This is a genomic window from Saccharothrix sp. ST-888, assembly GCF_000955975.1.
In the GTDB taxonomy this organism is placed as follows: Bacteria; Actinomycetota; Actinomycetes; order Streptomycetales; family Streptomycetaceae; genus Kitasatospora.
The window spans coordinates 43,374-56,341 of record NZ_JYJF01000036.1; the positions used below are offsets into that span (position 1 = coordinate 43,374).

General features: G+C 69.3%; 8 protein-coding genes and 2 pseudogenes. 7 read left to right on the top strand and 3 right to left on the bottom strand.

Going from position 1 to position 12,968, the window contains the following annotated elements:
* Window positions 1-51: 51 nt before the first annotated feature.
* The 6 genes and pseudogenes from UK12_RS45030 (at window position 52) to UK12_RS41245 (ending at window position 7,939) form a co-directional block, all read left to right on the top strand.
* Window positions 52-492, top strand: a complete 441-nt coding sequence (locus UK12_RS45030; protein WP_197084851.1) for a transposase — start codon at window positions 52-54, stop codon at window positions 490-492.
* A 244-nt stretch (window positions 493-736) separates the two neighbouring features.
* Window positions 737-1,024, top strand: a pseudogene (locus UK12_RS37950) (IS5/IS1182 family transposase); the annotation flags it as partial.
* A gap of 829 nt (window positions 1,025-1,853) precedes the next feature.
* Complete coding sequence (locus UK12_RS14390; protein ID WP_082119608.1) at window positions 1,854-4,148, top strand: 2OG-Fe(II) oxygenase; 2,295 nt, start codon at window positions 1,854-1,856, stop codon at window positions 4,146-4,148.
* Window positions 4,149-4,286: 138 nt separating this feature from the next.
* Window positions 4,287-5,552 carry an IS21 family transposase gene (istA, locus tag UK12_RS14395; RefSeq protein ID WP_045303328.1) on the top strand — a complete coding sequence of 422 codons (1,266 nt, stop codon included), beginning with the start codon at window positions 4,287-4,289 and terminating at the stop codon, window positions 5,550-5,552.
* A complete protein-coding gene (gene istB, locus UK12_RS14400) occupies window positions 5,552-6,379 on the top strand; it encodes an IS21-like element helper ATPase IstB (protein WP_045303329.1) in 828 nt (275 codons plus the stop codon). Before istA ends, istB begins: the two co-directional genes overlap by 1 nt.
* Window positions 6,380-7,105: 726 nt before the next feature.
* A complete protein-coding gene (locus UK12_RS41245; protein WP_197084853.1) occupies window positions 7,106-7,939 on the top strand; it encodes an endonuclease domain-containing protein in 834 nt (277 codons plus the stop codon).
* Between the two features lie 811 nt (window positions 7,940-8,750).
* Here UK12_RS41245 and UK12_RS14415 read toward each other — a convergent pair.
* The 3 genes and pseudogenes from UK12_RS14415 to UK12_RS14425 all read right to left on the bottom strand — a co-directional run bounded on the left by UK12_RS14415 (window position 8,751) and on the right by UK12_RS14425 (window position 11,831).
* Window positions 8,751-10,013, bottom strand: a pseudogene (locus UK12_RS14415) (ISL3 family transposase).
* Between the two features lie 187 nt (window positions 10,014-10,200).
* Window positions 10,201-10,602, bottom strand: coding sequence for a hypothetical protein (locus UK12_RS14420; RefSeq protein WP_045303332.1), 402 nt, complete (start codon window positions 10,600-10,602; stop codon window positions 10,201-10,203).
* Between the two features lie 101 nt (window positions 10,603-10,703).
* Window positions 10,704-11,831, bottom strand: a complete 1,128-nt coding sequence (locus UK12_RS14425) for a serine/threonine-protein kinase (RefSeq protein ID WP_045303333.1) — start codon at window positions 11,829-11,831, stop codon at window positions 10,704-10,706.
* Window positions 11,832-12,522: 691 nt separating this feature from the next.
* Here UK12_RS14425 and UK12_RS14430 point away from each other — a divergent pair.
* On the top strand, window positions 12,523-12,968 hold a 446-nt coding region (locus UK12_RS14430), incomplete at its 3' end, for a transposase domain-containing protein (protein WP_197084854.1).

A 12,968-nucleotide genomic window follows, 5' to 3' on the forward strand; every position in this document is an offset into this window, starting at 1 on the left:
TTCACCGGGTCCTGCGCGACGACCTTGTCCTGGCCTGACTTACTCCGCCTCATGGATTCACTGCGTACGGCCGACGGAATCGAGTTGATCAGAGTCGTGGCCCAACGGGCCCTGCAGGAGTTGATCGAGACCAAGACCACCACCCGCATCGGCGCCGAACCCGGCGAGCGCACCGAGGCCCGCACGACTTGGAGCAACAGGCACCGCAACGAGACCCTGACCACGCAGGCCGGCGACCTGGAACTGGCCATCCCCAAGGCCCGAACCGGCAGCTTCTTCCCCAGCCTGCTCAAGCGTAGGGCCGCACCGATCAGGCCATGTGCGCGAGCCGGGCCTCACCTCGGCGGCCCGGGCTGCGTACCAGCCGGTGCCCATCACGTCCGAGAGCACGAGCAGGCTCGGGGATCAGCTCGGCCGTCGGCTTCTCGGAGGTGGCAACCAGCGGGCCGCCGCCCAGTGGGACGCGGACGTACTCGGCCTGACGGCCGTTGACGAGCTCCCGGTGCAGACAGGAGGACTGGTAGCCGTTACGGCAGCTGGGGGGCAGGTGTTGTCCAAGGCGAAGAGCGAGCCGATGACGAACTGGCCGGGCTTGGCGGTGGCGACTACGCCGCCGACCTCCTCGACGATGCCGTCACGCCCGCCACCAGTGTCCAGGTGGACGGGGGCGGGACGGGCTTCACCCCTTCAAACGCTCATGCATCCACCCATGCAGCCGTGCGAGCCAGGAGGCACGCCCTCCGGCGGTGAATGCGCTGGCAGAAGCCCGGTCGACCGGGCCAAACTCGGGCTGAAACGCTCGCAGTTGACCGACAGGAGAGGCATACCCCTGGTCACCGAGCCGGCCCCGGCCAACACCCGCGACCATACCCTGCTCCCCGTCACCCTCGACCGCTTCACCACCCTCGAACCGACTCTCGGGCCGCTGCCGGAACGTCCGCGTCTCGCTCTGGACGCCGGCTATGACTACCGGCCGGCCGATCTCGCCGCGGTGTCGCGCCGTCCGCTCGTCGCCCTCGTTCCGGTGCTTGAGGAAGCCCTCGCCGGGGCGGTGCTGGACCCGGCCGGAGAGCGGCTCAGGTTTCGTCACCAGCTGATCCGGCAGGCGCTCGTGGAGAGCACCCCGACGGCTCTGCGCGGGGCGCTGCACCGCCAGATGGCGGAGGCGCTCGACCTGACCGATGCACCACTCGACCAGGTGGCCGGCCACGTGACCCAGGCCACCTCGGTGGCCACGGACCCCTGGCCGCACGGATGGGTGGCGCGCCACGCCCGCAAGCTGGTCACCCGCTCGCCGGCCACGGCCTTGGAGATCCTGACCCGAGCCGAGGCCGGAGCTGACGCCAGGGCCGCGGCCGGTCGGGAGTCCGACCGGACCGGCCTGTGGCTGTGCATGGCCGAGGCACTCAACGCACTGGGCCGACCCCACGAGGCCGAGGTGATCGCGCGTCGACTCCAGTTCCCTGCGGTGACGATGCCATACAGGTCGTACACGTAGGAGCCGTCCGGAACCGCCCATGCCTCGTCCACCAGCGCGCAGCGGCGCCAGATCCCCAGCACCCGGCGCGGTAGGTAGTCGCGCCCCAGGTCGTGGTCGTGGTGGTGAAGCTGCCCCTGCGACGTGGGTAAGGCACGCGGATGGCCGGCTATCGCGTGAGGTGTTGGATCAGGTGACGAAGGCACCCCGTTGCTTCGGGGGAGCGCGTGCGCGAGCCCTGCGCTCTGTGGATCTGACCGCACCCCGGAACCGGGGGCTCGCCTGGCGGAGCCCCTGCGGACCGGCCGTCTCCGGTCTCTCTGAGCGGTAGATTCGGGCTGAGGGTGGCACACCGGACAGGTCGGGGAGAAAACACGTGGCGGGGAACGCGAGGGAGCGGCTGGCTGAGCTGCTCGGCGGGTCGAAGCCGGCGGGGGCCTTCAGCGCCCAGTTCGAGGCGCCCGCGCACGGTCTCGGGCTCGAGGTGGCCGGTGTCGGGCCGGTGAGTCTTCCGCTGCGCGCGCCCCAGGCGAAGAAGCTGATCGCGGTGGCGCGCCCGGCGTTGTTCGGCCGGGGCAAGGAAACGCTGAGCGACACCAGCGTCCGCGACACCTGGCAAATCTCGCCGGATCAGATCACTCTGGCCGGCCCTTCCTGGCCGATGCTGCTGAATGGCGTGCTGGAGCATTTCAGGGACGAGCTCGGGCTCCCTTCGACGGCCCGGCTGCGAGCCGAACCGCACGCGCTGCTGGTGTACGGCAAGGGCCAGTTCTTCCTCCCCCATCAGGATTCGGAGAAGGACGACGCCATGGTGGGCACGCTGGTGCTCTCCCTGCCCTCGGCGCACACCGGCGGAGAACTGGTCATCGAGCATGCCGGGCAGCGCAGCACCTACCGCGCCTCGAAGACGGAGCTGACCCTCGTCGCCTTCTACGCCGACTGCCGGCACGAGGTCACCCCGGTCCGATCCGGGTACCGGGTGACCCTCACCTTCAACCTGCTTGCCAAGCCTGGGACTTCGGCGCAGGATACCGGCCCCCTGACCGAGCTGGCGCAATGCCTGGACCAGCACTTCAGCACGCCCGCCAGGCAGCGCTACGCGACACGGGACCTCGACCCGCCGAACCGGCTGGTGTATCTGCTCGACCACGAGTACACCCAGCGAGGCCTGAGCTGGGAGCGGCTCAAGGGTGCCGACGCCGAGCGCGCCGCGCTGCTGCGCGCCGCCGCCGGGCAGGCCGGCTGCGAATCGGTGCTCGCCCTCGCCGAGGTCAAACAGACCTGGGACGCCCACCCCGCCGATGATGCCCCCTGGGACGACTACTACGGGCACGACGAAGACGAAGAGGGCGAAGATGAGGACGACGGCCCCGCAACCGACGACTACGTCGTTCAGGACCTGATCGACGACGAGACCACCCTCGACTGGTGGACCAGCCCGGACGGCGCCGGCGGCGAGGAGATCTCGTTGTACGTCCACGACTACGAGGCCTGTGCCAGCACCCCGAGCGCGGACCTCACGCCCTATGAGGCCCAGTACGAGGGCTACATGGGCAACTACGGCAACACGCTGGACCGGTGGTACAGAAGGGCAGCGGTCGTCGTGTGGCCGCGCGAGCGGGCGTTCGCCGCACGTGGCGAGGCCGGATCGCGGTGGGCCCTGGAGGAACTGCGCGACCGCATCGAGCAGGGAGATCCGGACGGCGCACGCACTGCCGCGCACTCCCTCGCCCCGTTCTGGAAGCACACCGGTGCCCAACCCGAGCTGCTGGACTGCGCGTTGCACGTGGCCGCGGGCCTGGGAGTGGCCGAGACCGCGGCGATGCTGCTGGAGCCGTTCCAGGTGGGCGCGCTGGGGCCGGAACACGCGGGAGGGCTGGCTGCGGCGGCCGAGCGGTACGGCACCGCGTGGCTGCGCCAAGTCGTCGACGGCTGGTTCGGCCTGCGGAACCGCTACGAGCCCCACCGGTACGAGTGGACCGAGAGGCTGCCGGATCTTTGCACGGCGCTGCGGGCCTCCGGCCCGGGTACAGCGGTGGCGCGGCTGCTGTTCGCCGGGGCCTGGACCGCGGTGGACGGCGACCTGCGGCTGTCGTCCACGACCGGGCCGGCCGAGGTCCGCCGCTCCCAGCTGGAGGCGCTGGGCCTGCCACTGCAACGCATCCTGCAGGCGGCCGACCAGGAGCAGCGGGCCGAGATCCTGGCCGCGCTGCGCGCCCAGGCGGATACGGTGCTGGAATGCCTGATGCCGATGCTGCGCCGTTCGGCGCAGGCACTGCCGACGGACGCCAGGCGCACGGCGGATCTCGACGCGCTCGCCCGCGACTGTGCGGACCGGCTCCGCGCGATCGCCGCACGACAACCGCGTGCCGCGGACGACTGGTCGATCGCCTGTACCGGTTGCGGCTGCGAACTGTGCGCCACCCTGGAGACGTTCCTTGGTTCCCGCTCACGACGAGTCCTCGAATGGCCGCTGGCGAAGGACGGACGCCGTCACGTGCACACCAAGATCGACTCGGCCGGGCTCCCACTACACCACCAGACCAGACGGCAGGGACGCCCGTACACCCTCGTGCTGACCAAGACCGAGCAGTTGTTCACCCGCGAGCAGACCGCCCGCCGCCAGGCCGAAGCCGACCTGACCTGGCTGGCCTCGTCCTGGAACGCGTAGTGCTCCAGAACCGTTTCACGCTGCCTTTCTCGGTCGGGTGTCGGCGCCGGGTGAAAGCTGACCGCTGAACGGCGGATCAAATGGGACCCACCTCGCAGTCGTCTAATCATCCTGATCTTCAGAGGTCAGGAGGAGAGGGTGATTTCCGTGGAGGATTGGGCCGAGATCCGTCGGCTGCACCGGGCCGAGCACATGCCGATCCGGGCCATCGCCCGGCACCTGGGCATCTCGAAGAACACGGTGAAGAGGGCTCTGGACGGCGATCGGCCGCCGGTCTACCAGCGTCCGTTGAAGGGTTCGGCGGTGGACGCGTTCGAGCCCGAGATCCGCGAGCTGCTCAAGGCAACCCCGACGATGCCGGCCACGGTCATCGCCGAGCGGATCGGCTGGGAACGCGGGATCACGATCCTCAAGGAACGGGTGCGCGAGCTGCGGCCCGCCTATCTGCCGGTGGATCCCGTCTCGCGGACCGTCTACCAGCCCGGCGAGCTCGCCCAGTGTGACCTGTGGTTCCCGCCCGTGGACATTCCGCTGGGCTACGGCCAGTCGGGGCGCCCGCCGGTGCTGGTCATCGTGTCGGGCTACTCGCGGGTGATCACCGCCCGGATACTGCCCTCACGGCAGACCGGCGACCTGATCGACGGCCACTGGCGGCTGCTCACCGCCTGGGGCGCCGTCCCCAAGACGCTGGTCTGGGACAACGAGACCGGCGTCGGCAGAGGCAGGCTGACCAGCGAGTTCGCCGCGTTCGCCGGTCTGCTGGCGGTCAGGATCCACCTCTGCCGGCCCCGTGACCCGGAGGCCAAGGGCCTGGTCGAGCGCGCCAACGGCTACCTGGAGACCAGCTTCCTGCCCGGCCGCACGTTCACCGGCCCCGACGACTTCAACACCCAGCTGACCGCCTGGCTGCAGATCGCCAACCGCCGCCAGCACCGCACGATCGCCGCCCGGCCCACCGACCGGTGGGAGGCGGACCGCGCGGCGATGCTCGCCATCCCGCCCGTCGACCCGCCCGCCTGGTGGCGCTTCCACACCCGCATCGGCCGCGACCACTACATCCGCGTCGACACCAACGACTACTCCGTCCACCCCCGCGCGATCGGGCACACCGTCATGATCCGCGCCGACAACGAAGAGGTCATTGCCATCGCCGGCGAGGACGTCGTCGCCCGGCACGCCCGCTGCTGGGCCAAGCATCAGTCGGTCACCGATCCAGACCACGCCGCCGCGGCCCAGGTTCTGCGCGGCGAGGTCTGGCACCACAAGGCCACCCGCGCGCACGCCGCCCGAGCAGCGGCCCTTGCCCCCGACAGCCTGGGAATCGAGGTCGAACAACGCGAACTGGGCACCTACGACCGCATGTTCACCCTCATCGAGGGCGGCGCCGGAAAAGAGGACCCCTGATGGCCCGCACCACTGCCCCCGCAGCCGCAGACGCCGCCTCCACAGCCCGAACCGGCCGCCAGACCGCCTCCGACCTGGCCTTCCTCGCCCGCGCCATGAAGGCCCCCGCCCTGCTGGACGCCGCCGAGCGCCTGGCCGAACGCGCCCAGGCCGAGTCCTGGACCCACACCGAATACCTCGTCGCCTGCCTGCAACGCGAGGTCTCCGCCCGCGACAGCCACGGCGGCGAGGGCCGCATCCGAGCCGCCCACTTCCCCGCGATCAAGACCATCGAAGAACTGGACGTCACCCATCTGCGCGGCCTGACGCGCCAACAACTCTCCCACCTGGGAACACTGGACTTCATCGCGGGCAAGGAGAACGTCGTCTTCCTCGGCCCACCCGGGACCGGCAAGACCCATCTCGCGACCGGGCTCGCGGTCCGGGCCTGCCAGGCCGGACACCGCGTCGCGTTCGCCACCGCCGCCCAGTGGGTCGACCGGCTCGCCGCCGCCCACCACAGCGGCCGGCTCCAGGACGAGCTGGTCAAGCTCGGCCGCTACCCACTGATCGTGATCGACGAGGTCGGATACATCCCGTTCGAGGCCGAGGCCGCGAACCTGTTCTTCCAGCTCATATCGAACAGATACGAACGGGCAAGTGTGATCGTCACCTCGAACAAGCCCTTCGGCCGGTGGGGAGAGGTCTTCGGCGACGAGACCGTCGCCGCCGCCATGATCGACCGGCTCGTCCACCACGCCGAGGTCCACTCCCTCAAGGGCGAGTCCTACCGCATGCGCGGCCGTGAACTCGGCCGCAGCTCCACCACAACCACCGACAACAACTAACCAAGACAACCAACGACGCGAGGGTCAGAACTCAACCGGCCAGAGTGGGTCACGGTTCAACCGCCGCCGACATCGGGTCGCCCAGCCAGCGAGCTGGCCTGGGCGGGCGCTGGCCGCGAGATCGCGCGCTACCTCACGAGCCCGCAGGGCCGCAAGCACTACCAGTGTCGGACCTTCGTGTCCGTGGTGCCTGATAGCGTGCCGGGCATGCCGCACCGCGCCACTCCGCGCCGCACTGGCCACCTTTTGCCCCTGGCCGTCGCTGATGCCTTGTGGCCCGAGTTGATGGCCGACAGTGTGTTCCCGGCCGCTGGGCAAGCGTTCACCGGCCTCCCTGCCAATCCGCGGGTGGGGTACGTGCTGCTTGGCGCACGTGCGGTGCCGACGGTGAAGGGAGTCGGCGGCCGGTGGCATGTCCAAGAGGCCGATGTGCGCCGGGCGGCCGAGGAGCTGCGTGCGGTCACGGTGAGCGGGGTCGGCCTGGTCCGTGTCGCTCCTTTCCGCGGGTCACTGAAAGCGGGGCAGAGGGACGGGCCGGCGCTGCGGTGGCGTCAGCGCCTGGGCCAGGAATGGGCCCGAGCCCGCGTCGATGCTACCCCTGGGCGGTTGCTGCGCGGCAGCGACCATCTGCCGCATCTGGCGGGGATCGACTGGCACCGGTCTCTGATGGAGCGGACCGGAGCCGGGGCAGGGGACACGTGGTGGCTACCTCGCACGCTGGTGAAGGTGCTGGACACGGCCGAGCACGCCGAGCAGCGGTGGTTGCTGGCCGCGCGGACCTGCCAGAGGTGCGGCTCCGTGGCGGATCAGCCCGAGCAGTGGCGGATCCCAGCCGGCAGCAGCTGGCAGACGATCTGCCCCGACTGCCGCACAACCACGCTTCGCCCGTACAACGGGGAGCTCGAAGGCCACGTCTACTCGGTGCTCAGCAAGAAGCGCGCCAAGCTGGAGGTGTCCAGGTGGAGGTGCGCCGTCTGCCGACAAGCACCGGCCTTCGCTGTCGACCACTGCCACGAGCACGGCTACGTCCGCGCGCCCGTCTGCCAGTCCTGCAACACGCGGGAACGGCCGAACTACCTCTACAACAACGACGTCTACGTGACCAGCCGCTACGCGCCCCTCTTCCATGCCCACGCCGAGGACTGGCTGCGGCACTGGCACCGCTGCCCCGGCTGCCGCGCCCGCACCACACTGCCGTTGCCGCACTTGGCGGCACTGACCGCGCTCCTGGTCGGCGAACCGCTGCGCCCGACCCACCGCGCCCCCCACAGCTCCCGCGGGCGCAAGCCTTGCGGTGAACTGCGTGCCTCCTGGATGGGCAGTCACAACGCGCCCGGCTCCTGCATGATCACCCTGAGTGTGGACTACTGTCCCAGCGGGGAGCACCGCATCCTGGCGCAAGTCCCCTACCGCGAAGCCGTCGACCGATTCCGCACCTGGCTGGCCGAGACAGCCCCGCCGGTGGCCGCTGCCGCGGGGCCCGGCCGCCATGACACCGTCCCCGCGCAGTTCCGACCCGTCGTTCCGGACACCAGCAGCGAGGGCCTGGCGCTGTTCTGAGCGCAGTCGGGGGCGTGTTCCTCCCCGGTCAGGTGGGACAGGACACGTCAGAGCTGGTGAATTCGCTGACGGCTGGGGAGACCGGGCCTTGAGCGGTGTCGGCTCCGGCCGGGCCGCGTGAGCCGTATGGCCACGGTGAGGACCCCAGGTGGCAGGCCAGCGTCTACGGTGCCGGAGCTGCTGTCCGTCCCCAAGGTGCTGCCGCGCCGCGACACGGCGAAGGATGCCGAGTTGCTCGTGCTCCGGCATGAGAACGCGGTACTGCGTCGTCAGTTCACCGACCCAGTCCGCTACGAGCCCCGACCGCTTCTGGCTGGCCGCGCTCTCCAGCCTGATACCCCGTCCCCGGTGGCGGAGGTCTTCGCGATCACGCCCGGCACTCTGCTGGCCTGGCATCGCAGACTCGTCACGGCGAAGTGGGACTACAGCGCGCGGCGCACCCGCACCGGACGACCGCCAACCAGGTCGGCACTCAAGAAGTTGATCCTGCAGCTCGCCCGCGAGAATGCGAAGTGGGGATGGCAAAGGAGGACACGGTCAAACAGCTCACCGAGAGCAGGTCGAAGACCAAGCAGTGGACCAAGCAACTCGCTGACAAGACCACCAAGTCCGAAGGCCGGAAGATCGCCGGATCGCTGGAGGCCTGGGACGTCGTCAAGGTCGAGGCCGAGGGGACCTGGAACACCACCACCGAGACGGGCAACCAGACGACCGACGCCACGACCGATGCGAACACGGTCACTACCACGGAGCCCGTGAAGGTCAAGGCCGGACAGGAATTCGGGCTCTTCTGCTGGATCTGTGGGTGTGATCAGGCGAGTTGGCGGCGGGGCAGGGCAGGCCGGGTGCCGCCGAGGCAAAGCATGACGAGGGCGATGATGGCCTCGGCACTGCGAAAGCCGAACCCTCGCCGGATGATCAGGCGTGTCTTGGTGTTGGTGGCCTCGATCAGCCCGTTGCTCAACGCCTCGACGATCGCGTGCAGGATGGCGTCGTGGTGGCGTCGGACCTTGCGGGCGAGGTCGACGAAGGCGGGGATGCGACAGCGTCTGGCCCAGGACAGCCAGCGGTCCAGCGCCTCGACTGCGGCGTGGACGCCCTCGGTCCTGGCGATTCGGTGGATCGTGCGCAGTCCCTCCTTGAGCAGGTAGGCGCGGTGCAGGCGCGGGTCGTTGGCGGCGATCCAGGCGAGTTTGGCCGTCTGCCGGTCGGTGAGGTCCTCGGGGTTCTTCCACAGCGCGTGGCGGGAGTGCTTCAGCCTGCGGGCCAGGTCCGGGTCCGCGGCCTGGCGGTGGGCCCGGTTCCAGCTCGCGCGGCGTTCCTCGTCCAGCGCCTCGGTGGCCCAGGCGACCACGTGGAAGGGGTCCATCGCGCGCACGGCGTTCGGGGCCCGCTCGGCGACCACGTCCGCGATCCACTCCGCGCCGTCGGCGCTGATGTGCGTGAGCCGGTGGGCGCGCTCGGCACCCAGGGCGTCGAAGAACGAGCGCAGGACGTCCTTGCCATGGCCGTCCGCCATCCACACCACGTGCCGGGTGTCGTGGTCGACGACCACGGTCATGTACTTCTGGCCCCTGCGGTAGGAGATCTCGTCGATCCCGATCCGTCACAGCCCGGCGAGGCGGTCGATCCCGGCGTCCGCATCACGCTGGTAGCGGGCCAGGATCGCGCCGACGGTGCGCCAGGCGACCCGCATCAACTGCGCGGTGGCCGACTTGGAGCACTCGGTGGCCAGCCAGGCGACCTGCTGGTCGAAGTCGTACGTGTGCCCGGCGTCGTGCCGGGCCCAGGGCACCGCCGCGACCACCACCCCGTGCCGCTCGCACGACACACGCGGGGCGTCGGCCTCCGGGAACAGTTGCAGCCCGGCCGCGTCCAGGTGCCGCCACCGCCGGCGTCCCGCCCCGGCATCGAACCGCGGACAGCGGCTGCGGCAGATCCCGCAGCGGCGACGCGCCCGGGACCTCGGCCGCACCGCCACCACCATGACCTGCGCTTCCTCATCGAATCAGGCATCCTCCGGCACCGCCTGCTCGCATCCGACCAGCGACTTCAATACCGTGGTGAACCGCACGCCGTTCTCCCTGCGCGACCGATCTCGGGCCTCAACACCTCAAGATCTGCACAGGGGACGGCGTGTGCTGTGTCAGGCGCTCCGCACCGACCCACAGATGGAGCAGAAGAGCGGGAATTCGGGTGGGCGCCGCTGTTCCACAAGAATTCCTACCAGACCACCTAATACCACAAGAACGGTGGGCAGGTCACTGGTGCTCTGGGCCCAGACGACGAGGGTCAGAACGGACGCCGCGTTGCTTGGCGTCGCGGGCGAGGTCGGCCAGCCGCCGCAGGAAGTCGGTCACCAGCCCCGCGTCCTGCCCCGCACGGTTCTCGGTGAGCGTCCAGACGGACGCCACCTCCTGCAGCCGCCCGCTGGTGGCCACCGCGAGCGCGTCGCGAAGGCTGTCCGTAAGCGAGACTAGCCAGTGGCCCTCGTGCTGAGGATCGCTCAGCAGCTCGCAGAAGCGTGGGGCGGCTTCCACCTGTTCCTTGGGCACTCCCGTCAGGTGCGCCTCGACGGCTCCGAGCTGCAGGTAGGGATCGGCGCCCTTGAGGTCGACCGTGCCGAAGGGGTAGTCGATCCGGCTGTCCTCGAAGACGCCCAAGGCCTGTGCGTCGCCAGTGGCCGCGTAGCAGTCGTAGATGTGTTTCCCACGGCGTGATAGTCCCAGCCATCACCGGCTGCCGGAGGGGGTTGGGCTTCCGGCTAGTCCAAGCCGCAGAGCCTGAGTGCTTCGTTCCATCGAGCGTCCTCGATGTCGCCGATGCTCGGCGTGCTGTACTTCCGTCCGGGGCAGTCGGACGGATGACCTTCGTACGTCACCTCCGCGAGCTTTGCGGCCGTGGGTCGCTTCTCCGGGGCTTTGTCCAGGCACTGACGCAGGATCATCGCAAGGTCGTCGGGCACGCCGGCCAGATCCGGCTCCGCGGTGCAGATGGCGTACATCGTCGCCATGCTCGACGTCCCCGAGAACGGGCTCTTCCGAGTCACCGTCCAGACCACCGTGGACGCCAGCGAGAACAGGTCCGAGGCCGGCCCCACAGGCTTGCCCTCAACCTGCTCGGGCGACATGAAGGCCACCGTCCCGATCACCGCGCCCACTGTCGTCAGCGGGACGTTATTGCTGTCCAGGGCAATGCCGAGGTCGAAGAGGATGGTTTCGTAGTTGTCGGTGTAGGCGACGTTCGAAGGCTTGATGTCGCGGTGCACGAGGCCCAGGCTGTGAAACCAACTCAGATCCTGAGCAGCGGAGTGAAGGAGGCGGAAGCGGTCGCAGCAGTCCAGCTCGATACCCAGCCCAGGCAGTTCGGCAAGGCTGGGATCGGGCATGTACTGCATGGCGAACCAAGGAATCGGCTCCTCGCCGCGAGCAATTGGCATCGGGGGAGCGTCATTGGGTCGGATGAACCGCGGGCCTTCCTCGAACATCGGCAGGACCGCAGTACCGTCACGGAGGTCGAAGCCTTCATGCCGGTAGTGCGCGGCGTCCCTGCCGGTAGCTGCCCAGTCGTGCGACTTCTCGCAGGCCGCGACCTCCCTCCTGAACCGCTCACGTGCCGAAGGATCGCCGGCATATCGGGGGCTGATCGTCTTGATGGCAACCGGACCACGCCGGACCAGATTCCAGGGGGTAAGGAGCGGCGGGTTCAGTCGGCCGATCTGGGCTTCGAAGAACGGGTCCACCGGCGGCGTCATCGACTCCAACAGCCCGAGCGGCGGATCGTCGTCCAGGTACACACCGAGGTACACGATGCCCATGCCGCCCTCGCCGATCCGGGCGACGATGCGCCAGCCTCCCAACTGACGCGGATCGGTGTCCTCCAGCGGCTTCACAGTCGGGTCTCCTTCATCCGGGGTCTCCCCGGTCTCCCTGGAAACCCCGAGGATATCCGGCACTGGTTCTGGATCACTTTCCGTGTCGGCCTACGGGCAGTCGCTGGCCCACCCCCAGCCCAGGGCGTCGGTTACGCGCCGAGGAGTGGTCTCTTGAGGTAGCAGGTACATGACGCCGCGCCAGGAGTGCTGCCCTTCGACGTCGCGCACTCCTTCGATGAAGGCAGCCGCTGCCGCCCCATCGCCACCCAACTCGCCCGATGCCTGGGAAGCTGCTGGACCTACCGGCGCGCACTTGATCGATGGCGGATACGTCAAGTGCGAACCCTCTAACCAGAATCGCCGATCACGGCAAGTGACCATCGAACCCATTGCGGTGATCGCCAAGTCCGGCATGTAGGAGAAAAAGCGCATACAGTCACCGACTTTGCGACGCCGCGCGGTCCCCAGCCCCGCCGCCGGACCGTGAAAACCGTGAGACCAATGTGAGAGGCAGGCCCTGGAACACGCCGAAGGCCGCTTCCTCGCGAAGGAGAAAACGGCCTCTGACCTGCGACAATGGGGCGAACCCCTGTCGGGACGACAGGATTTGAACCTGCGACCCCTTGACCCAATGCCGCTTAGCTTAAGTTGATCTTGTGTCGATGGGCGCTTGCCGGGCGAAGCTGTGGCATGGGCTACGTTGCTGATTGTGAGTCAGCGAGTTGGTGGCCTGTCGGATCAGGTCTCGATCGGGGTGCTGGCGGCGTCGGTGCCGCGCGACGTGGTCGATGAGGCGGTCGCGGTGTGCGGGCGGCAGGCCCAGCGGGCGGGTGGGAAGCTGCCGCCGCATGTGGTGGTGTACTTCGCGATGGCGCTGGCGCTGTTCGGTAATGACGACTACGAGGAGGTCATGGCCCGGCTGACGCAGGCCCTGGTCTCCTGGGGCAGTGTGGGTGTGGGGTGGGTGCCACCGACGACGGGTGGGATCACCCAGGCCCGGCAGCGGCTGGGGGCGGAGGTGCTGCGGGAGGTGTTCGAGCGGGTCGCCGAGCCGGCCGCGGACCTGCTCACGCCGGGCGCGTTCCTCGGGCCGTGGCGCCTGGTGGCGATCGACGGGGTGGAGTGGGACGTGCCGGATAGCGAGCAGAACGCGGC

Coding starts and splice junctions, on each gene's coding strand:
- UK12_RS45030 (WP_197084851.1), top strand. CDS start 52: ATGGATTCACTGCGTACGGCCGACGGAATCGAGTTGATCAGAGTCGTG.
- istB (WP_045303329.1), top strand. CDS start 5,552: ATGGCCCGCACCACTGCCCCCGCAGCCGCAGACGCCGCCTCCACAGCC.